This window comes from Bradyrhizobium sp. Cp5.3 (assembly GCF_000426265.1).
In the GTDB taxonomy this organism is placed as follows: Bacteria; Pseudomonadota; Alphaproteobacteria; order Rhizobiales; family Xanthobacteraceae; genus Bradyrhizobium; species Bradyrhizobium neotropicale.
The window spans coordinates 142362-162287 of the sequence record NZ_KE384515.1 but is presented as its reverse complement, the minus strand read 5'-3'; the positions used below and the strand labels follow the sequence as shown (position 1 = coordinate 162287).

At 65.0% G+C, this 19926-nt stretch carries 18 protein-coding genes; 7 read left to right on the top strand and 11 right to left on the bottom strand.

The genetic code is table 11. The features are described 5' to 3' along the window. A complete protein-coding gene (locus K289_RS0141695) occupies nt 1-1302 on the bottom strand; it encodes an MFS transporter (protein ID WP_027556697.1) in 1302 nt (433 codons plus the stop codon). Between the two features lie 429 nt (nt 1303-1731). Between K289_RS0141695 and K289_RS0141690 the strand changes: the two genes are divergently transcribed. Genes K289_RS0141690 through K289_RS0141680 form a run of 3 tightly spaced genes read left to right on the top strand, consistent with a single transcriptional unit; the run spans nt 1732 to nt 5498 of the window. Then, on the top strand, nt 1732-2946 hold the full coding sequence (locus K289_RS0141690) for an ABC transporter substrate-binding protein (RefSeq protein ID WP_027556696.1): 1215 nt from the start codon (nt 1732-1734) through the stop codon (nt 2944-2946). A 7-nt stretch (nt 2947-2953) separates the two neighbouring features. Further along, nucleotides 2954-4687 carry an FAD-dependent oxidoreductase gene (locus K289_RS0141685; RefSeq protein ID WP_027556695.1) on the top strand — a complete coding sequence of 578 codons (1734 nt, stop codon included), beginning with the start codon at nt 2954-2956 and terminating at the stop codon, nt 4685-4687. Nucleotides 4688-4703: 16 nt separating this feature from the next. Next, on the top strand, nt 4704-5498 hold the full coding sequence (locus tag K289_RS0141680) for an IclR family transcriptional regulator (protein WP_027556694.1): 795 nt from the start codon (nt 4704-4706) through the stop codon (nt 5496-5498). Nucleotides 5499-5616: 118 nt separating this feature from the next. Here the strand turns inward: K289_RS0141680 and K289_RS0141675 are convergent, their stop codons facing one another. The 10 genes from K289_RS0141675 to K289_RS0141630 form a co-directional block, all read right to left on the bottom strand. After that, nucleotides 5617-6396 carry an SDR family NAD(P)-dependent oxidoreductase gene (locus tag K289_RS0141675; RefSeq protein WP_027556693.1) on the bottom strand — a complete coding sequence of 260 codons (780 nt, stop codon included), beginning with the start codon at nt 6394-6396 and terminating at the stop codon, nt 5617-5619. A 57-nt stretch (nt 6397-6453) separates the two neighbouring features. Further along, nucleotides 6454-7044: a thiamine pyrophosphate-dependent enzyme gene (locus K289_RS0141670; protein ID WP_027556692.1), complete on the bottom strand. Its 591-nt coding sequence runs from the start codon at nt 7042-7044 to the stop codon at nt 6454-6456. A gap of 5 nt (nt 7045-7049) precedes the next feature. After that, a complete protein-coding gene (locus K289_RS0141665; protein WP_371260921.1) occupies nt 7050-7610 on the bottom strand; it encodes a thiamine pyrophosphate-binding protein in 561 nt (186 codons plus the stop codon). A gap of 145 nt (nt 7611-7755) precedes the next feature. Continuing rightward, nucleotides 7756-8460: a GntR family transcriptional regulator gene (locus tag K289_RS0141660; RefSeq protein WP_245284164.1), complete on the bottom strand. Its 705-nt coding sequence runs from the start codon at nt 8458-8460 to the stop codon at nt 7756-7758. A gap of 108 nt (nt 8461-8568) precedes the next feature. Continuing rightward, on the bottom strand, nt 8569-9312 hold the full coding sequence (locus K289_RS0141655; protein ID WP_027556689.1) for an aspartate/glutamate racemase family protein: 744 nt from the start codon (nt 9310-9312) through the stop codon (nt 8569-8571). Nucleotides 9313-9321: 9 nt separating this feature from the next. Then, complete coding sequence (locus tag K289_RS0141650; RefSeq protein WP_027556688.1) at nt 9322-10587, bottom strand: FAD-binding oxidoreductase; 1266 nt, start codon at nt 10585-10587, stop codon at nt 9322-9324. After that, nucleotides 10587-12251 carry a thiamine pyrophosphate-binding protein gene (locus K289_RS0141645; RefSeq protein ID WP_027556687.1) on the bottom strand — a complete coding sequence of 555 codons (1665 nt, stop codon included), beginning with the start codon at nt 12249-12251 and terminating at the stop codon, nt 10587-10589. The genes K289_RS0141650 and K289_RS0141645 overlap by 1 nt, the downstream gene beginning before the upstream one ends. Further along, nucleotides 12248-13474 carry a pyridoxal phosphate-dependent aminotransferase gene (locus tag K289_RS0141640; RefSeq protein WP_027556686.1) on the bottom strand — a complete coding sequence of 409 codons (1227 nt, stop codon included), beginning with the start codon at nt 13472-13474 and terminating at the stop codon, nt 12248-12250. Before K289_RS0141640 ends, K289_RS0141645 begins: the two co-directional genes overlap by 4 nt. Nucleotides 13475-13483: 9 nt before the next feature. Beyond that, nucleotides 13484-13837 (bottom strand): RidA family protein, encoded by a 354-nt coding sequence (locus K289_RS0141635; protein WP_027556685.1) that lies wholly within the window; start codon nt 13835-13837, stop codon nt 13484-13486. A gap of 16 nt (nt 13838-13853) precedes the next feature. After that, nucleotides 13854-14771 carry an NAD(P)-dependent oxidoreductase gene (locus tag K289_RS0141630; protein ID WP_027556684.1) on the bottom strand — a complete coding sequence of 306 codons (918 nt, stop codon included), beginning with the start codon at nt 14769-14771 and terminating at the stop codon, nt 13854-13856. Between the two features lie 236 nt (nt 14772-15007). Between K289_RS0141630 and K289_RS0141625 the strand changes: the two genes are divergently transcribed. The 4 genes from K289_RS0141625 (at nt 15008) to K289_RS0141610 (ending at nt 19756) form a co-directional block, all read left to right on the top strand. Continuing rightward, nucleotides 15008-15844: a transporter substrate-binding domain-containing protein gene (locus K289_RS0141625; protein ID WP_027556683.1), complete on the top strand. Its 837-nt coding sequence runs from the start codon at nt 15008-15010 to the stop codon at nt 15842-15844. 10 nt (nt 15845-15854) lie between these two features. Continuing rightward, nucleotides 15855-16517, top strand: a complete 663-nt coding sequence (locus tag K289_RS0141620; protein ID WP_027556682.1) for an amino acid ABC transporter permease — start codon at nt 15855-15857, stop codon at nt 16515-16517. Next, the gene (locus K289_RS0141615) at nt 16514-17284 is read left to right on the top strand and encodes an amino acid ABC transporter ATP-binding protein (RefSeq protein ID WP_027556681.1); all 771 of its coding nucleotides are present in this window, start codon (nt 16514-16516) and stop codon (nt 17282-17284) included. The genes K289_RS0141620 and K289_RS0141615 overlap by 4 nt, the downstream gene beginning before the upstream one ends. Nucleotides 17285-17566: 282 nt before the next feature. Continuing rightward, nucleotides 17567-19756: an autotransporter outer membrane beta-barrel domain-containing protein gene (locus K289_RS0141610; protein WP_084788972.1), complete on the top strand. Its 2190-nt coding sequence runs from the start codon at nt 17567-17569 to the stop codon at nt 19754-19756. Nucleotides 19757-19926: the final 170 nt, after the last annotated feature.

Below are 19926 nucleotides of genomic sequence, written 5' to 3'. Positions count from 1 at the left end.
TCACGACCTCAGCGCATCGCGCGCCGTCTCCGGCGCCATCAGCGTCGAGATGATCGTAATCACCGAGAGCGCGATGATGTAGAGCGAGACCGCCCAGTACGATCCCGTCCAGGCGAGCAGCGCCGTTGCGATCAGCGGCGAGAAGCCGCCGCTGAGCGCGGCCGCGACATTGGCGCCGAGCGAAGCGCCGCTGTAGCGCACCTGGGTCCGGAACAATTCCGGCATGAATGCCGCCTTCGGCCCGAACAGCAGCGCGTGCGTCAACGTCATCGTGACGATGAGCGCCAGCGTGATCAGCGCGGGCTCTCTTGTATCGAGGAACCAGAACAGCGGAAACGCCAGCGCCACCGAGAAGACGCCACCCGCAAGATAGAGCGCCTTGCGTCCAAAAATGTCGGAGAGCCATCCCGCAAGCGGCAGCGTCGCGAATTCGACGATCGCGGCGTAGACCACCGCGTCCAGGATCACCTGGCGCGGCAGGCCGAGTTTTGTGGTGGCGTAGACCACCGTGAAGACGGTGAGCAGATAAGCGAGCCCCACCTCGGAGACCGTGATGCCGATCGCGAGCAGAAAACTGCGCCAGTCGCGGCGCAGCACTTCCCAGACCGGCTGCGCCAGCACCTCCTTGCGCTCGACGACCTCCTTGAAGTGCGGCGTTTCGGCAAGCTTCAGCCGCACGATGAAGCCGATGCCGACAAGGAAAATGCTGATCAGGAACGGCACGCGCCAGCCCCAGCTCAGGAAATCCGCCTCGGGCAGCTTCGTCATCAGCGCGAAGATGCCAGTGGAGGCGGCAACGCCGACGGGAAAGCCGATCTGGACGAGGCTGCCATAGAAGCCGCGGCGATTGCCGGCATGCTCGATCACCATGACGACCGCCCCGCTCCACTCGCCGCCGAGCCCGATGCCCTGGATGAAGCGCAGAACGACGAGGAAGATCGGTGCCCAGATGCCGATCTGGCTGTAGGTCGGCAGGCAGCCGATCAGGAAGGTGCCGAGCCCCATCGCGATCATGGTCACGACCAGCATGGCCTTGCGCCCGAGCCGGTCGCCGTAGTGCCCGATGATGGCGCCGCCGATCGGGCGCGCCACGAAGCCCACCGCATAGGTCGAGAATGCCGCCAGCGTGCCGACGAAAGGATCGAAGCTCGGAAAGAACAGCTTGTTGAACACGAGCGCTGCGGCCGTGCCGTAGATCAGGAAGTCGTACCACTCGATCGCGGTGCCGAGCGCGCTCGCCCACACCACATGCGCCGTCGTCGATCTCTCCGTCGCGGCGGAGACCCCCGTTGCTGCGGTCATGCCATGCCCCAGACTGCCGGCGGCCATCATGGACAATCGCAAGAGAGGTTGCAACCTGCCCGGGTGTTGTTGTCTCGGCTTTCGCGGTCGTCCTGGCGAGAGTTATGGATGCTGGGCCCACACACTCCGTCATTGCGAGCGCAGCGAAGCAATCCAGAATCTTTCCGCGGAGACAGTCTGGATTGCTTCGCTGCGCTCGCAATGACGACGTTGAAGCAATTGCGCCCAATGCTTCCCCAACATCGTCCCGGCGCAGGCCGGGACCCACCGAGAGGCGGCACTAGCTTCGTCTCCATTGCATGCCGCCGCTCGCCTTGCCCACCCGCCCTGGAATCCATAATTCGCTATTGACAAACTAATTCGCCAATATCTAACTTACAGCCAAATCCATAACCCGCCGCAAGATGCGGACATAAAGAGGGAACGACGATGAGAGGGCTTTTGGCCTGCGCCGTGCTCGCGGCCATGACTTCAACGGCGATGACGACGGCAGCCACCGCGCAAGTCTCCGACGACGTGGTGCGGATCGGCGTGTTGACGGATTTGTCGAGCTGGGGCCGCGACAATAGCGGGCCGGGCTCGGTCGAAGCGGCCAAGATGGCGGTGGAGGAATTCGGGCCGACTGTGCTCGGCAAGCCGATCGAGATCATCAGCGCCGACCACCAGATGAAGACCGATGTCGGCGTCCAGGTCGTGCGCGGCTGGTTCGACAACGGCAAGGTCGACGCGGTCGTCGACATCCCCAACTCCGGCATCGCGATCGCCGTCCACAACATGGTCCGCGAGCGCAACAAGATCGCGCTGCTCTCCGGCCCCGGCGCGAGCTCGCTGACCGACGAGCTGTGCAGCCCGAACACCGTGCACTTCACCTATGACACCTACGCGCTGTCGAAGGTGACCGCGTCCGCCGTGATCAAGGAAGGCGGCAAGTCCTGGTACTTCATCACCGCCGACTACGCCTTCGGCCAACAGCTCGAGAAGGACGCGACGCGCTTCATCAACGAGATGGGCGGCAAGGTGCTCGGCGGCGTACGGCATCCGACCAACACCGCCGACTTCTCCTCCTTCGCGCTGCAGGCGCAGAGCTCCAAGGCCGACGTGGTGGCGTTCGCCAATGCCGGCCAGGACACCGACAACGCCATCAAGCAGTCCGGCGAGTTCGGCCTGGTCCAGGGCGGCCAGAAGCTCGTGGGCCTGTTGATGTTCGACACCGACGTGCACGCGATCGGGCTGAAGGCCGCGCAGGGCACCTACATGACCACGGCCTCGTACTGGAACATGGACGAGGCGACCCGCGCCTGGTCGAAGAAATTCTACGAGCGCACCAAGGTGATGCCGACCATGATCCAGACCGGCGTCTATGGCTCGGTGCTGCATTACCTGAAAGGCATCAAGGCCGCCGGCACCGACGATCCCGCCAAGGTGATGGCCAAGATGCGCGAGCTGCCGATCGAGGATACCTTCGTCCATGGCGGCAAGTTGCGCGAGGACGGCCGTGTCATCCGCGACATGTATCTCGCCAAGGTGAAATCGCCCGAGCAGTCCAAGGAGCCCTGGGACTATCTGGAGATCGTCAAGACCGTGAGGGGCGAGGACGCCTTCCGTCCGGTCTCCGAGTCCAAATGTCCGCTCCTGAAGAAGTGAGGTCCACATGACCGGCAACGAGCGCAGCGCAATTGAGACTTACGAGTGCGATGTGCTCGTGGCCGGATCGGGCGCATCCGGCATGTCGGCCGCGATCACCGCCCGCTCCCGCGGCCTCGACGTGCTGATCGTCGAGAAGGAGCCGCGCTTCGGCGGCACCACCGCGCGCTCCGGCGGCTGGCTGTGGATCCCCGGCACCTCGCTGGCGAAGGCCTACGGCATCGAGGAGACACTGGAGCAGGCCCGCACCTATCTACGCCACGAGGCCGGCAACAATTTTGATGCCGCGCGCGTCGATGCGTTTCTCTCGGCGGGCCCCGAGGCCGTGGATTTCTTCACCACCAAGACCGCCCTTCGCTTCGACATGCCGCTGGTGTTTCCGGACTACCACGCGGAAACGCCCGGCGGCGCGCAGGGCGGCCGGTCGATGGTGACGCGCCCGTTCGACGGCCGCGAGCTCGGCGATCAGATCAAGACGCTCGGCATGCCCCTGCCCGAGCTCACCGTGTTCGGCATGATGCTCGGATCGGGCAAGGAGATCATCCATTTCATGCGCGTGACGAAGTCGCTGACCTCGGCGGTCTACGTCGCAAAGCGCCTGTCGCGGCACTTCATGGACGTGCTGCGCTATGGCCGCGGCATGACGCTGACCAACGGCAATGCGCTTGCGGGACGCCTCGCCAAATCCGCACTCGATCTCAAGATTCCGATGTGGCTCTCCGCGCCCGTGCGCGAGTTGACGATCGAAAACGGCGCGGTGACCGGCGCGATCGTCACCCGCGAGGGACGCGATGTTCGTGTTCGCGCGCGGCGCGGCGTCGTGCTCGCCTGCGGCGGCTTCCCGCATGACGTTGCACGGCGCAAGAAGATGTTCCCGCATGCGCCGACCGGCAACGAGCACTATTCCCCGGGACCGACCGGCAACACCGGCGACGGCCTGCGCCTTGCGGAGAGCGCCGGCGGACGCATCGAGGATCGCCTTCCGAATGCAGCGGCCTGGGTCCCGGTGTCGCTGACCACGCGCAAGGACGGATCGAAGGGCGTGATGCCGCATTTCATCGACCGCGCCAAGCCCGGCGTGATCGCGGTGATGCGCGACGGCAAGCGCTTTGCCAACGAAGGCAATTCCTACCACGACTTCGTCCAGGCCATGGTCAAGGCGGCCAAGCCCGGCGAGGAGATCGCGGCCTTCCTCGTCTGCGATCACAAGACGCTGCGAAAATACGGCCTCGGCTGCGTGCCCCCCTTCCCGATGCCGCTCGGTCATCATTTGAGCACCGGCTATCTCATGCGCGGCGATACGCTGGAGGCGCTCGCGGCGAAAGCCGGCATCGACGCCAAGGCGTTCGCCGCAACCGTGGCGCAGTTCAATGCCACCGCTCCACAAGGACATGATGCCGCCTTCGGCAAGGGCTCGAAGGCCTATAACCGCTACCAGGGCGACGCGCTGCATGGCCCCAATCCCTGCGTCGCGCCGCTCGAGAACGGGCCGTTCTACGCCATCAAGATGGTGGTCGGCGATCTCGGCACCTATGCCGGCATCGTCACCGACGAGAACGCGCGCGCACTCGACGGCGAAGGCCGCGTCATTCCCGGGCTCTATGCCGCCGGCAACGACATGGCGAGCATCATGGGCGGCAATTATCCCGGCGCCGGCATCACGCTTGGGCCGGCACTGACCTTCGGATACATTGCCGGCCGTCATCTCGCCGACAGCGCCGCCAAGCGCAACGCGGCATAAACCAGCGCGGAGGCGCATGAAGAGAGAAAGCCGCGGTATCCAGTCGATCGAGGTCGGCGGAGAATTGCTCCGCGCCCTCGCCCGAAGTGGCGAGCCGATGATGCTGCGCGATCTCGCGCGCGAGGCCGGCATGACGCCGGCCAAGGCGCATCCTTATCTGGCCAGCTTCTCCCGCATCGGCCTGATCGAGCAGGACGAGACCACCGGCCGCTACGAGATCGGCGCGCTGGCGCTGGAACTCGGGCTGATCAGCCTGCGCCGCCTCTCCGGCGTGCGCATCGCGAGGCCGAAGATCGCGGCGCTCGCGAGCCAGATCGGCCACGCCGTCTCACTGGCGGTGTGGGGCACGCATGGACCGACCGTGGTGCAGCTCGAAGAGCCGGGCCAGCCCGTGCACATCGTGATGCGCGCCGGCTCGGTGATGGCGCTGCTGGAGACCGCCACCGGCCGCGCCTTTGCGGCCTTCCTGCCGGAGAAGACGATCAACGCCGCGCTCGAAAGCGGCCTCGATCGTCACGGCGTCGGTTACAATCCGAAGCGCGCGATCAAGAGCGCGAAGGTCGCCGAGATGCTCGCCGAGGTCCGCAAGCATGGCCTCGCCCGCGCGCTCGGCGATCCCCTGCCGGGCGTCAATGCGTTCTCGGCACCGGTGTTCGATCATTCCGGCCATGTCGCGCTGGTGATCACCGCGATGGGCCCGGAAGGCACCTTTGATGCGCGCTGGGACAGTCCCATCGCCAATGCCTTGCGCGACTGCGCCGGCAGCATCTCGAAGCGGCTCGGCCACGGGATGACTATTGCGGCGGAGTGACAATGTAGGGCACACACGCTCCACATTCTCCCGTCATCGCCCGGCTTGACCGGGGGATCCACTGGATGCCCCGGTCAAGCCGGGGCACGACAGCGTTCGTGATGCGCGGCGACGCGCCCTACTTCTCCTTCACCGGCACCGTGTAATTCAGAATCAGCCGCCCGCCATCCGGATAGATCGTCTGCCCGGTGATATAGGACGCATCGTCGCTGGCGAGGAACGCGACGACGGAGGCGACCTCGCTTGGCTCGCCGCCGCGGCCGATCGGGGTGCGTGACAGCACGTTTTTGCGGGCATCCTCGGACGTGTAGATCGCGGACGCCACCATGTCGGTCAGGATCGTACCCGGTCCGACCGCCACGACACGGATGTTATGCGGCGCGAGCGCGACGGCAGCGACTGACGTGAGCTGCTTCATTCCGCCCTTGGAGATGGCATAGGTCGCGAGCGTCGGAATCGCCAGCAGCGCGTTGACCGAGGACATGTTGATGATGACCCCGCCGCCGCCTTGCGCGATCATCTGCTTGGCCGCGGCCTGCACGCCGAAGAACGCGCCCTTCAAATTGATGGCGAGGACGTCGTCAAAATCCTGCTCGGAGATCTCCAGGATGTCCTGGTTGCGCGCGACGCCGGCATTATTGACCATGATGTCGAGCCGGCCGAACTCCTTTACGGCGGTCGCGACGAGCCGGTCGACGTCGGCGCGCTTGGCGACATTGGCGACAATGGTGCGCAGGGCATCCGGCCGTCCGAGCTCGGCGGCCGTCTTCGCAAGGCCATCGGCATCGACATCCGAGATGACGACCTTGACGCCGTCATCGAGGAATCGTTGTGCGCAGGCCTTGCCGATGCCCCGCGCCGCGCCGGTGATGGCAGCGACCTTGCCGGAAAGTTTCATGGGTCTCACTCCAGAATAGCTGCTCGCGGCAGGCCCACTCCGGGTGAGGACTCCAGCCTAGGCCGCCGCAAAGCCGAGAAGAGCACGGAACCGATTCTTGATAAAGACGGCATCGCGCGACGGCAGCGAGCGCGGCGGATTTTCCGCCAGAACCTTGATGACGAACAGGCGCGGTCCGTCGGCGGGCTCACTGAGCTGCGCCGCGAGGCGTTCCACCTCAGCGATCGTGCGCGCGGTTCCGGTCGCGGCAAAGCCGCAAGCCGCGGCAATCGCCGTCAGATCGACACCGCGCCCGGTGTGGCTCGCCTGCATGCCGGTCTCGCCGAAATGCTGGTTGTCGATCACGACGATGTCGAGGTTGCGGGGACGCGCGACGCCGATCGTGGCGATGCCGCCGAGCCCCATCAACTGTTCGCCGTCACCGGTCAGGACCAGGGCACGCTTTTCCGGCTGTGCTTGCGCAAGACCGAGCCCGATCAGCGCGGCGCCGCCCATCGCGCCCCAGAGATAAAAATTGTCGTCGCGGTCGCCGGCCGCATGCAGGTCGTAGGTCGGGGAGCCGAGGCCCGAGACGACCAGCGTGTCCTTGCGATGCTTCAGGAGAGCCGCGACGGCAGCACGGCGATCAAGTTGGGAGGAAACCGGCATCGATATCACCACTTCTTCTTACCGATCAGGCGCTGCCCGATCAGGACCGCGATCTGCTGGTCGGATTCGTAGGCAAGCGCTGCGGCCGATTCGACGGTTTCGATCAAATCCTCCGGCGTCTCCGCACGCATCACTTTCATGCCTATCGCTTCCAGCGAAGGCTGCGTGGCCCGGCTCATCGGCACCTGCCACGGATTGAACTCGGCCCACTCGCCGCGCATCGTCACCAGCATCAAGAGCGGAAAGCGGCCGATCGCCGACAGCGACAGCATGTTGATGCAATTGCCGACCCCGCTCGATTGCATCAAGAGCACGCTGCGTTGGCCGCCAAGCCAGGCACCGGCCGCGATCGCGACGCCCTCCTCTTCCGTCGTCAGCACGTTGGTGGTGACGTCGCGGTCGGCCGAGAACAGGCGGATGAGCTGGCTGTGGCCGGCATCGGGGACATAGGACATCTGCCGGACGTCGGCGGCTTTCAAGACGCGATAGAGTTCGGACGGCCAGTCATCGCCGGCGCTGGAGTCGAGATGAGGTTGTGGGCTGTGCACCGCGGGTCTCCGTTGCATTCGGAAGGCACGCTAGCGTCTCTCTCACGCGATGGCTCTGACCGTCTGGCACGACCAGATATCGAGGGATTGTATAGCTCACCGAAGCCGCCAGCGACGGAGCCAGCACTCCCTCTCCCCGCTTGCGGGGAGAGGTGACGTCCTCTCAATTCGCCGCAGATCTCGCCGCAGCCGGCATATAGATCTGCGCGTAGCCTTCCTTGATCGCGGCGGTGATGCGATCGAGGCGGCGGTCGATGTGTTTCTCAAGCACGGAGACGCAGGCCGCCTCGTCGCGCGCCTTCAAGCCTTCGACGACGGCGCGATGCTCGGCCTGCGTATTGGAGCGGTTGATGCGGTCCATGTCGATCCAGCGCACGAAGCGGATGCGGGCGTTGACGTTGCGCAGGACGCGCAGCATCTCGGCATTGTTCGACATCACCATCAGCCGCTCGTGGAAGGTCTCATCCAACTCGACGAGCTCGACCGAAGACCGCTCGCCGGGATCGGGACCGGTGGCTTCGAGGAATTTCAGGAGCGCGTCGATGTCCTCGTCCTTGGCGCGCTTGATGGCGAGGCGGATCGAGGCGACCTCGATCGATTTGCGCAGCTCGTAGAGATCGAAGATCTCGTGCGCGTCGAGCTCGCGGCAGAAAAAGCCTTTGCCGGGCGTGAAGCGCAGGAAGCCTTCGGTGTTGAGGCGATTGAGCGCTTCGCGCAGCGGCGTGCGGCTGACGCCGAGCCGCTTGGCCAACTCGCCTTCGTTGAGACGTTCGCCCGGCTTGAATTCGTAGCTCACGGCCATCGCCTTGAGCTGTTCATAGACGCGATCGACGATGCTATCGGAAGCCAGTTCCACGTTGCTCTTCATAAGCTGCATTCATGCCCGAACACAGCCTAATATACCGGGGCTGTGTGGGCGATGGCAATGCAAACGACGTCTTAGCAGAGTTTGTTCAGAGCTTTGCGACACCCCGACTCAGGCGAAAGCGCGCGGCCGCAGCCCAGCATGAAACCAGGTGATCATGGAATAGATGTCATAAACGGGCAGCCCGACCTCGGCCTGCAAGGCGGCGGCATAAGGTGGCATGTTGGTGCATTCGAGCACGATCGCGCCGACATCCGGATTCTTGGCAACGAGCTCCTTGCCGGCCTCAACCACGTCGCGCTCGGCCTCGGCAACGTCCATGTCGTCCTTCTCGGCCTTGATCAGAACGCGGAAGAACTCCTTGCCGTTCTCGGTGCCGACCAGCGGCGTGTCGAGCGGCACGCCGGCGCCTTCGAGATGGGCCGGCGTCAGCGTCGAGCCCGACACCGTGACGAGACCGACGCGCTTGCCGGGCGGCAGCGTCGCCTGCACCCACGGCACCTGCATCAGCGATGACGTCGCGACGGGGACGCCGACGGCGGCCGCGATCTCCTTCTGGAACAGCGACAGGAAGCCGCAATTGGTGGTGATGGCTTCGGCCCCTAACCGCACCAGATCCTTCGCCGCGTCGATGAAATCCGGCAGCAGGCCCGCCGCGCCCTTCAGCACGACCTTCTCCGGCGAAGCGCCGCTCACCACGCGATACAACACGGGGAACGGCCAGGTCGTGCCGTTGCCCATGTCGCCGGGAATGCGGGGGAAGCTTGCTTCCAGCATCAAAATGCCGAGCGGCGCGCCATAGATGGCCTTGCCGCCGCGGGCGATACGGGAAGACGAGTTGGCTGGAAAGGTCATGGTGCGATCTCAGAGGAAACGATTGGGTGCGAACGGCGCGAGCTGAATCTCCGGCGTCTTGCCGCTGAGGAGTTGCGCGACGAGACGGCCGGTCCGGGCCGAGCCGACCAGGCCGACATGGCCGTGGCCGAAGGCGTAGACGATGTCGCGCGAGGCGCGCGCGTAGCCGATGCAGGGACGGCCGTCCGGCATGCTCGGACGGTGGCCGAACCAGGTCTTGATGCGCGAAGCCGGAATGTCCTTCGGCAGTTTCGGGAACATGCTGAAGAGGTTGTTGCGCAGGATCTCGGCGCGCTTCCAGTTCGGCTCGGCCTCGAGGCCTGCGATCTCGACCGTGCCGGCGGCGCGCAGGCCCTTGTCGGTCCAGTTCACCACCATCTTGGCATCGGACGCCATCATGGAGTTGCGCGGACCCGACTCCGGGTTCTCGATCATGACGTGATAGCCGCGCTCGGTCTCGAGGGGCAGCGGATCACCGACGGATGCGGTCAGCCGCTTTGAGTGAGCACCAGCGGCGACAACCGCGGCATCGCAGGCGATCTCACCGCTCTCGGTGACGACCGCAACGAGCTTGTTGCCGTTGAGCTTGAGGCCCGTCGCCTTGGCGCGCACGAGCTTCGCCCCGCTCGCCAGCGCATGATTGGCAAGTGCTGCGACATAGGCGCCGGGATCGCGACAGCGTCCGGCTTCCTCCACCACCACGCCAAAGGTGTAGCGCGGATGCAGATCGGGCTCGCGCTGACGCATTTCGTCGGCGGAAAGCTCCAGCCATTCGACGCCGACGCGCTTGCGGAGGCGCCAGCCGAGATCGTTGTCAAAATTGCCGCGCGACGGGAAGACATGCATCACGCCATTGCGTTCGATCAGTTCCGGCACGCCCGCCTCTTCCGCAAGCTTCCTGTGCAGCAGCGGCGCGTCCTTCAGGAGATCACGCAGCGCGAAGGCCGTCTTCTCGACGCGCGCCTCGGTCCAGCCCGAGAGCAGATATTGGATCAGCCAGGGCAAGGCCTTCGGCAAATACGACCAGCGGATCGCGAGCGGCCCGAGCGGGTCCATCAGATAGCCCGGCACCTTCTTCCAGATGCCCGGCTCGGCCGGCGGGATCACCGAATGCGACGACAGCCAGCCGGCATTGCCATAGCTCGCCGCCTGTTCGCCACCGGGCTCGCCCGCGTCGATCAGCGTGACGCGGTGTCCTTCGCGCAGCGCCTCGATGGCGCTGATCACGCCGACCGCGCCGGCGCCGATGATGGCAACGTGGCGGCCGGTCGACATCAGCCGCCCTTTACTGCAGGCGCGAAATCCTTGCCGACCGAGATCGCGCGCGGATCGATGATGCAATGCAGGATCGACGGCTTGCCCGAGGAAAGCGCGCGCTCGAACGCCGGCGCGAACTCTTCGGTGCGCTCGACGCGCTCGCCATGGCCGCCGAACGCCTTCGCATACATTGCGAAGTCCGGATTCTTGAGCTGGGTGCCGACGACGCGACCGGGATAGTCGCGCTCCTGGTGCATGCGGATGGTGCCGTATTGTGAATTGTCGACGACGATGACGATCAGCGGCGCATCGTACTGCACGGCGGTCGCGAATTCCTGGCCGTTCATCAGGAAGCAGCCGTCACCGGCAAAGGCAACGACGACGCGATCCGGAAATTGCCGCTTGGCAAGCACCCCCGCCGGCACGCCATAGCCCATCGAGCCCGAGGTCGGCGCGAGCTGGGCGGCGAAGCTGTGGAAGCGGTGATGGCGATGGATCCAGCCGGCATAGTTGCCGGCGCCGTTGCAGACGATCGCATCCTTCGGCAGGCGGTCGCGCAGCCAGGTCATGACCTGACCATACTGGAATGTGCCCGGCAGCTCGCGCGCCTTGTCGGTCCAGGCGAGATAGTCGGCGTGCGCCTTGGCAGCCTCGCCCTTCCAGGCAACCGTCGCGGCCGGCTTCAGCGTCTCGACGGCGGCCGCGAACGCAGCCGGAGTCGCCTGGATCGCGAGCGCCGGCTGATAGACGCGGCCGAGCTCTTCCGAGCCCGGATGAACGTGGATCAGCTTCTGCTGCGGCGTCGGAATATCGAACAGCGTGTAGGACGAGGACGGCATCTCCGACATGCGGCCGCCGATCAGCAGGATGACATCGGCGCCGTCAATGCGCGCCTTCAGGCCCGGGCTCGGCCCGATGCCGAGATCGCCGGCATAGTGCGAATGATCGGCGTCGATCAGCGAGGCCCGGCGGAACGAAGTCGCGACCGGCAGGTCGAAGCGTTCGGCAAAACGCGCGATGCTCTTGGTTGCTTCATCCGTCCAGCGCGAGCCGCCGAGAATCACGAGGGGCGCCTTGGCACTGGCGAGCATCGCGCCGACGCGCTCGATATCTGATGGCGCGGGCCAGCTCACCGCCGGCTCGATGCGCATTGCGTCCGCTACGGCGGCGGTTTCGGTCAGCATGTTCTCCGGCAGCGAGACCACGACAGGACCCGGGCGGCCCTGCATCGCGACGCGGAACGCGCGCGCGACCAGCTCCGGAATGCGATCGGGACGATCGATCTCGACCGCCCATTTCGCCATGGTGCCGAACACCGCCTTGTAGTCGAGCTCCTGGAAGGCCTCGCGCTCGCGCATGCCGGTATCGACCTGGCCGACGAACAGGATCATCGGCGTCGAGTCCTGCATGGCGATGTGGACGCCGTGGCTGGCATTGGTCGCGCCGGGGCCGCGGGTGACGAAGCAGACGCCCGGCCGTCCCGTGAGCTTGCCATAGGCCTCCGCCATCATCGCGGCGCCGCCTTCGGCCCGGCAGATCATGACGTCGATCGGGCTGTCATGCAGCGCGTCGAGTGCCGCAAGATAGCTCTCGCCCGGCACGCAGGTGACGCGCTCGACGCCTTGGGCGACGAGCTGATCGATCAGGATCTGGCCCCCGGTGCGGGTGTTGCGAATGGTCATGACAGCTCCCTGCAGGCTCTGGCGATGCGCTTCACGGCCTCGCGCAAGTTTTGTTCGGAGGTGGCGTAGGACAGGCGGAAATAAGGTGCAAGGCCGAAACAGCTGCCCGGCACTACGGCCACGTCATGCCTCTCCAGAAGGTAGCGGCAGAACGCGCTGTCGCTATCGATCACGGCACCGTCGGGTCCACGGCGGCCGATCAGGCCGGCACAGCTCGCATAGGTGTAGAACGCGCCTTCCGGCCTGCGGCAGACGATCCCGTCGATGGCGTTGAGCGCATCGACCACGATGTCGCGGCGGCGCTGGAACGCGGCGCGGCGCTCCACGAGAATGCCTTGCGGCCCCGTCAGCGCGGCAATCGCCGCGGCCTGGCTCACCGAGGACGGATTGGTCGTGCTCTGGCTCTGCACCACCGCGATCGCCGCGATCAGTTCGCGCGGACCACCGCCATAGCCCACGCGCCAGCCGGTCATGGCATAGGCTTTGGAGACGCCGTTGACCGTCAGCGTGCGGGATTTCAGGCTCGGCGCGAGCGCGGCGGCCGTGACGAACGGCAGGCCATCATAGGTGAGGTGTTCGTAGATGTCGTCGGCCATCAGCCAGACATGCTGATGGCGCTTCAGCACGTCCAGGATCGGGCGGAGCTGCGCCGCCGAATAGGCCGCGCCGGTCGGGTTGGACGGCGAGTTGAGCAGCAGCCAGCGTGTGCGCGGCGTGATCGCGCGCTCGAGATCGGCCGCATCGAGACGAAAGCCGTTGTGCTCGCGGCAGAGCACGTCGACCGGCGTGCCGTCGGCGATGCGCACCATATCGGCATAGCTCGTCCAATAGGGCGCGGCGAGGATGACCTCGTCGCCAGGGCTCAACGTCGCCATGAAGGCGTTGTGGATCACCTGCTTGGCGCCGGCGCCGGCGGTGATCTCATCCGCGGCATAGACGAGGTCGTTCTCGCGGCGGAATTTGTCCGCGATCGCCGCCTTCAATTCCGGCGTGCCATCGAGGATGGTGTATTTAGTCTGGCCGGCACGAATGGCGCGCTCGGCCGCGTCCTTGGCGTGGTCCGGCGTATCGAAGTCGGGCTCGCCGGCACCCAGCACGATCACCGGCCGCCCCTCGCGCTTCAGCCGTTGCGCAACCGCGCCGATCTTCAGGATCTCCGAGACGCCGATCGCGCTGATGCGCTGCGCGGGGCGGAAGCCGGTAGCTGGGGCCTGGACGGTCACGGCAAGCCTCTAGCTGCGTGCGGCGATCGCAATCACTTCGATACGGTAGGCGGGATCGGCGAGCTCGACCTTGCCGCAGGCGCGCGTCGGCGCATTGCCCGGCACGACCCAGGAATCATAGACCGCGTTCATGGCGTCGAAATCGTCCATGGTCTTGAGCCAGACTTGCACGCTGAGCAGGCGCGACTTGTCGGTGCCGGCGCGCGCCAGCATGTCGTCGACCTTCGCCAGCGCCTCGCGGGTCTGCTGGGTGATGTCCGCGGTCTTGGTATCCGCCACTTGTCCTGCGAGGAAGACGAGATCGCCGAACACGGAGGCGCGGCTGCGGCGGGCGTTATGGTCGATGCGGGTGATGTCCGACATGGCGTGTCCTTGAATCTCAGCGGCCGGTGGCGATGATGCGGCGGCAATGATCGAGCGCGGCGCCGATGAGGTTGTCGCTCGCCTCCGGCGTGCGGAACGCCGAATGCGCCGACAGCGTCACATTCGGCAGTTTTGTCAGAGGATGGCCGGTGGGCAGCGGCTCGACAGTGAAGACGTCGAGGCCAGCATGGGCAATGTGGCCCGAGCGCAGCGCGTCGAGCATCGCATCTTCGTCAACGACAGCGCCGCGCGCGGTGTTGATGAGGATGCTTCCGGGACGCATCTGCGCGATGCGCTCGCGCGAGAGGAAGCCTTTCGTCTCGTCGTTGAGCAAAAGATGCAGCGAGATGACGTGACTGTCCGCGAGCAGCTTTTCCAGCGGAACGAACTCGACGCCCGGATGCGCCTTCGGCGTCCTGTTCCAGGCGATCACCTTCATGCCGCAGCCGGCCGCCATGCGCGCGGCTTCCGCGGCGATGCCGCCGAAGCCGATCAGGCCGAGCGTCTTGCCGGTGAGCTGGACCGCATCGCGGCGCAGCCAGTTGCCCTGGCGCATGCCGCGATCCATCTCGCCAAAGCTCTTTGCTGAGGCCCACATCAGCGCGATCGCGCATTCCGCGACCGCGGTGTCGCCATAGCCCTTGATGGTGTGAACGGAAATGCCGCGTTCAGCGAGCTCTTCTGGATTCATGTAGCTGCGCGCGCCGGTGCCGAGGAAGACGACATGCTTCAGCTTCGCACACTTGGCGGCAATCGCGGTGGGCACGGCCGTGTGGTCGACGATCATGATCTCGACGCCGTCGAGCAGGCCGGGCAGATCGTCGGGCTTGATGGACGGGTTGCGGTTGATGCCGACCGGCAGCTTGTCGGTGCGCAGCAGCTTGTCGGTCACCGCTGCCAGGGTGTCGTTCGCATCGACGAATAGGGCGCGCACAGGCCTCTCCTTCAGCTTACTTCCGTATTGCGTTCAGCTTTGTATTCAGTATTGAATGCCATTTGCAACCCCCGTCGAGGGGGAATTTCACTCAATCCTGCCAAGATATTGGGCTCATTTCTGCCTTGCCGCACAGATGGACAGCAAAGAGAAATACCGTATTGCATTTTACTCTGAATACAGAAATAGTCCATAGGCCGGTCATCATCCGAGCCAAATACGAGGAGGCAAAGTCCATGAATCGCAGGGATGCACTCACCACGGTCGCGCTGGCGGGCGCCGCAATTGCCGCGAGCAGCTCGGCCAAGGCCGACACCGCACAGACCTCCACGCTCGATCGCATCAAGAAGAACGGCGTGCTGCGCATCGCCGTCATCGTCGGCCAGGAGCCCTACTTCCATAAGGACCTCGCCACCGGCCAGTGGTCGGGCGCCTGCATCGAGATGGCCAACGACATTGCCGGCAAGCTCGGCGCCAAGGTCGAGACGCTGGAATCGACCTGGGGCAACCAGATCCTCGACCTGCAGGCCGACAAGGTCGACCTCGCCTTCGCCGTGAACCCGACGCCGGAGCGCGCGCTCGTCATCGACTTCTCGACGCCGATCCTGGTGCACTCCTTCACCGTCATCACCAAGAAGGGCTTTGCCAAGCCGCAGACCTGGGCCGAGCTCAACAAGCCCGAGGTCAAGATCGCCGTCGACATCGGCTCGACGCATGAGACGATCGCGCGCCGCTATTGCCCGAAGGCGACGATCCTCGGCTTCAAGAACCGCGACGAAGCGATCCTCGCGGTGGCAACCGGCCGCGCCGACTGCAACGTCTCACTGGCGGTGCTCTCGGTCTCGACCCTGAAGAAGAATCCGAACCTCGGCGATCTCGCGATCCCGCGGCCGCTGCTGACGCTGCCGACCAACATGGGCATCCGCGCCGAGAGCGATCGCCGCTACAAGGATTTCCTCAGCGCCTGGGCCGACTACAACCGCTCGATGGGCCAGACCCGCGAATGGATGCTGAAGGGTTTTGAAGCGGTCGGCCTCACCGCCGACGATCTTCCGGGTGAAGTGCAGTTCTGACGGCCGCTAGATGTATGTCTGGGAGTTCGCGGCGCTCAAGCCGTATTGGTGCCTGATCTGGCAAGGGCTCCTGGTCACATTGTTCTACACGGTGACCACGGTGGTCGCGGGCCTCGTGATCGGATTGACGATCGGCATCCTGCGCACGACGGCGCCGCGCTGGGTCACGGTGCCGCTGCGCCTCTATATCGAGGTGTTCCGCTGCACGCCGCTGCTGGTGCAGCTCGTCTGGGTCTACTACGCCCTGCCCGTCCTGATCGGCGTCGACATGTCGCCGGCGATGGCCTGCTTCATCGCGCTGTCGCTCTATGCCGGCTCCTTCTACGCGGAGATCTTCCGCGGCGGCATCGAGGCCGTTGACGTCGGCCAGTGGGAAGCCGGACGCGCGATCGGCATGCGGCGCGGCAAGATCTTCCGCCGCATCGTGCTGCCGCAGGCAACCCAGGTGATGATCCCCTCCTTCATCAACCAGACCATCATGCAGCTGAAAAACACCTCGCTGGTGTCGGTGGTCGCGGTCGGCGACCTCCTCTACCAGGGTTCGGTGATCACCGCGTCGAGCTATCGGCCGCTCGAGGTCTACACCACGATTGCCGTGCTCTATTTCGTCGTGCTGTTCCCGCTGACCCTGATCGCGGACCAGGTTGAGCTCAGGATGGGAGCGCATCGATGAGTGCGAATGGCACGATGCTGGTCGCAGGCAACATCCACAAGGCGTTCGGCGATAACGAGGTGCTCAAGGGCGTCTCGCTGTCGGTCGAACGCGGCGAGGTCGTCACCCTGATCGGCGCCTCCGGCTCCGGCAAATCGACCTTTTTGCGCTGCCTGAACCTGCTCGAGATGCCGCAGCAGGGCGAGCTCGCGATCGGCACCCACAAATTCGCTTTCGGCAGGGGCATGCGCCCCGCGGGCGATGCGCAGCTAGCCCTCCTCCGCCGCAGCGTCGGCATGGTGTTCCAGCACTTCAACCTGTTTCCGCACATGTCGGTGCTCGCCAACATCACGGAAGGGCCGGTGCAGGTGAAGGGCATGGGGCAAGCGGAAGCGAACGCGCTCGGCCGCGACCTGCTCGCCAAGGTCGGCCTTGCCGACAAGGCCGACACCTTTCCAAGCCGCTTGTCAGGCGGCCAGAAGCAACGCGTCGCGATCGCCCGCGCGCTCGCGATGAAGCCGGACGTGATGCTGTTCGACGAGCCGACCTCGGCGCTCGATCCCGAGCTCGTCGGCGAAGTCCTCTCCGTCATCCGCAGCCTCGCCGCCGAAGGCATGACCATGGTGCTGGTCACGCACGAGATGGCCTTCGCCGCCGATGTCTCCACCCGCGTCGGCTTCATGAACGACGGCATCATGGCCGAGATCGGCACGCCCGAAGAGACCATCCGTCAGCCGCGCAGCGAACGGCTGAGGACGTTCTTGAGCCGGTTTCACGAGGCGCACTGAGGGCGTGTAGACCGCGAGGCAGTCAGGGCGCGCATGAGGTCCGCTGTGCCCTGACAGTTCGCAATGATTTGCGTGTTGCAATAGCAACAGCGATTGAGAAAATCGGAACGCACCCGGCGTCCGCCATACTTGCGGCAATTTGTGAGGCGCATTCTCATACAAATGCTAGCTTAGATTGATCCGGCTTTCTTGCACGCCGTCACACAGAAGTCGTGCGGCGCCGAGTTGACTATTGCGCGTCCGGGAATGAGCGAGCCGCGCAATTTGCCTGGAACGTGGAGCATGCGGGCAGTCCTTGTTCGAGAGCACTTCGCTTTCGCGGCAGGCATCCCCTTCCACGGACGACGCCAGCAGGCCGTGCCACAGCCGTCTGGTCATGCGTCGTTGAAATGGCAGCTTCTCTCGTGGCTTGCGCTGCTGGTGACCGTCGTGCTCGGCTCCGCCGTGCCGGCGGGAGCCCAGACGCCGTTCGGCTTTACGAATGACCCGGCGACATGGATCGGCGGTACGGGTACAGATCAGTGGAACAACCAAAACAACTGGCAACCCCAGTCAGGCGGCCATGGCGTGCCGCTGCTGATTGCGAACTTCACGAACCTCGCCCCGGTTGCCGACAGGACGGTCCGCGACCAAAACAGCCAGTCGATCGGCACGCTCAACTTTACCGCGCCGAGCTATGTCTTGAGCCTTGAGAACGGCAGCGTGTTTACCGTCAATGGCACGGGGTTCGTCATCAATAACCCTGCCAACAGGCCAATCGTCGACGTCGGCGTCGTCCACGGCGGCACCATCAAGTTCACCAACGCCTCCACTGGAGGCGTCGCGAAGTTCGTGATCGCCTCGAACGGTACTCTCGACATGTCGGGCCGGACGACGCCAACCGGCATGACCGCGGGCGCGATCGATAACGCCGGCAGGATCATCGTCGCCAACAGCAACGCCAACAGCGTCGGCAATGAGCTCACCGTCTTCGGGACTTATATTGGCCTTGGAGGCTCGATCTACCTGAGAACGGACCTGGGACTGGACAGTTCGCAGTCCGACAAGCTCGTTATCGATAGCAGCAGGACCGTTAATGTGGCCGATGGTCCGGCCCAAGCCATTGGCAGCACTCTTCTGCACATCATCCCTGGTCCGAACAGTCCCGGTGCCTACACGACCGCAAACGGCATCCTTGTGGTCGAGGCGGTCAATGGCGGCACGACGGCGGAGAGCGCGTTCACGCTCGCCGGCGAAGTGCGCGCCGGGTTCTACGATTACCGTCTCTACCGAAGCGGCTTCAACGGCACCAATCCGGATGACTGGTTCTTGCGCTCGACTTTTAACGGAGGCAACGGAAACGGCGGCAATGGCGATGGTGGCGGCAACGGCGGCAATGGCAATGGCGGTGGCGGACCGATCACGCCGCCGGATGAGTTGCCGCCAGACGTGCTGCCGGAAGATCTGCCGCCGGTCCTGCCACCGGGTGTCTACCCGATCATCGGGCCGGAGATTGCAACCTATGGCGTGGTACAGCCGACTGCGCGGCAACTTGGGCTCGCCACGCTCGGCACCTTGCATGAGCGCATCGGCGACACGCTCGCAATCGGAAATGCTGGAGGCAACGGCTGGACCAACTCAGTCTGGGTCCGCGGCTTCGGTGAGCAGATCAACAATCGGTATCGCGCCTTCGCCGATCCGCGCACCGAAGGCCAGTTGGCCGGCTTCCAGAGCGGCATCGATCTGTGGCGCGGCAGCCTGCTACCGGGGCATCGCGATGCCGGCGGCATCTACTTCGCCTACGCCAATTCCAACGTCGATGTGACGGGTCTCGTCACCAATGAAGCGGCGACCAACTATGTGCTCCGCAAGACGGGCAGCCTCAATCTCAATGGCTGGTCGGGCGGCGCGTATTGGACGCACTACGGTCCGAGCGGCTGGTATGTCGACGCAGTGTTGCAGGCGACAGCCTACCAAGGCACGGCATCGACGATGTTCGCCTCGCTCCCAACCAACGGCTTCGGCTTCGTCTCCTCGCTGGAGGCCGGCTATCCGATTCCGGTACCGGCGCTCGGGCCAGGCTTCGTGCTGGAGCCGCAGGGGCAGATTGTTTGGCAGCGCGTGTCGTTCGACGGCGCCAATGACGGCCTCGGCGACGTAGCGCTCGGCTCGACGTCGGGCGCGAGCGGGCGACTGGGTCTGCGCGGCCGTTGGACCATCATCGGCGATGGTGGACTGGTCTTGCAGCCCTATGTCCGCGCCAACCTCTGGCGGGACTGGGGTGCACGAGCGACCACGACGTTTTCCGGTGTCGATGTGGTTCCGTTGCTGGAGCAAGGGACACGCCTTGACTTGAGCGCGGGCGTGACCGCCAAGATCGACGCCGGGCTGAGCCTTTACGCTCAGGCCGGCTACCAGTTCGCGGTTGGGAATACCGATGGCCACAAGCGGGATGGTGTTCGCGCAGATCTTGGCCTGCGCTACGCGTGGTGAACCCGCGTAAGCCGGCCAGGAACGCCAACGATAGGTAGCAACGCGAATACCCGCTGGACCTGATCGTCCGGAAGGCCGCACGTCTCACAAGTTTCCAAGACAGGCTTACGCGCTGCCGCAACCATCACTGGTTCATCATCTCATCGACACCCGCTGAGTGCTGAGATCGT

Bases quoted from the DNA above. Each gene is read 5' to 3' on its own strand.
- K289_RS0141610 (WP_084788972.1), top strand. From the start codon at position 17,567: ATGCGGGCAGTCCTTGTTCGAGAGCACTTCGCTTTCGCGGCAGGCATC.
- K289_RS0141690 (WP_027556696.1), top strand. From the start codon at position 1,732: ATGAGAGGGCTTTTGGCCTGCGCCGTGCTCGCGGCCATGACTTCAACG.
- K289_RS0141615 (WP_027556681.1), top strand. From the start codon at position 16,514: ATGAGTGCGAATGGCACGATGCTGGTCGCAGGCAACATCCACAAGGCG.
- K289_RS0141665 (WP_371260921.1), bottom strand. From the start codon at position 7,610: ATGCAACGGAGACCCGCGGTGCACAGCCCACAACCTCATCTCGACTCC.
- K289_RS0141660 (WP_245284164.1), bottom strand. From the start codon at position 8,460: ATGAAGAGCAACGTGGAACTGGCTTCCGATAGCATCGTCGATCGCGTC.
- K289_RS0141695 (WP_027556697.1), bottom strand. From the start codon at position 1,302: ATGACCGCAGCAACGGGGGTCTCCGCCGCGACGGAGAGATCGACGACG.
- K289_RS0141625 (WP_027556683.1), top strand. From the start codon at position 15,008: ATGAATCGCAGGGATGCACTCACCACGGTCGCGCTGGCGGGCGCCGCA.
- K289_RS0141670 (WP_027556692.1), bottom strand. From the start codon at position 7,044: ATGCCGGTTTCCTCCCAACTTGATCGCCGTGCTGCCGTCGCGGCTCTC.
- K289_RS0141650 (WP_027556688.1), bottom strand. From the start codon at position 10,587: ATGTCGACCGGCCGCCACGTTGCCATCATCGGCGCCGGCGCGGTCGGC.
- K289_RS0141645 (WP_027556687.1), bottom strand. From the start codon at position 12,251: ATGACCATTCGCAACACCCGCACCGGGGGCCAGATCCTGATCGATCAG.
- K289_RS0141675 (WP_027556693.1), bottom strand. From the start codon at position 6,396: ATGAAACTTTCCGGCAAGGTCGCTGCCATCACCGGCGCGGCGCGGGGC.
- K289_RS0141655 (WP_027556689.1), bottom strand. From the start codon at position 9,312: ATGACCTTTCCAGCCAACTCGTCTTCCCGTATCGCCCGCGGCGGCAAG.
- K289_RS0141685 (WP_027556695.1), top strand. From the start codon at position 2,954: ATGACCGGCAACGAGCGCAGCGCAATTGAGACTTACGAGTGCGATGTG.
- K289_RS0141680 (WP_027556694.1), top strand. From the start codon at position 4,704: ATGAAGAGAGAAAGCCGCGGTATCCAGTCGATCGAGGTCGGCGGAGAA.
- K289_RS0141620 (WP_027556682.1), top strand. From the start codon at position 15,855: ATGTATGTCTGGGAGTTCGCGGCGCTCAAGCCGTATTGGTGCCTGATC.
- K289_RS0141635 (WP_027556685.1), bottom strand. From the start codon at position 13,837: ATGTCGGACATCACCCGCATCGACCATAACGCCCGCCGCAGCCGCGCC.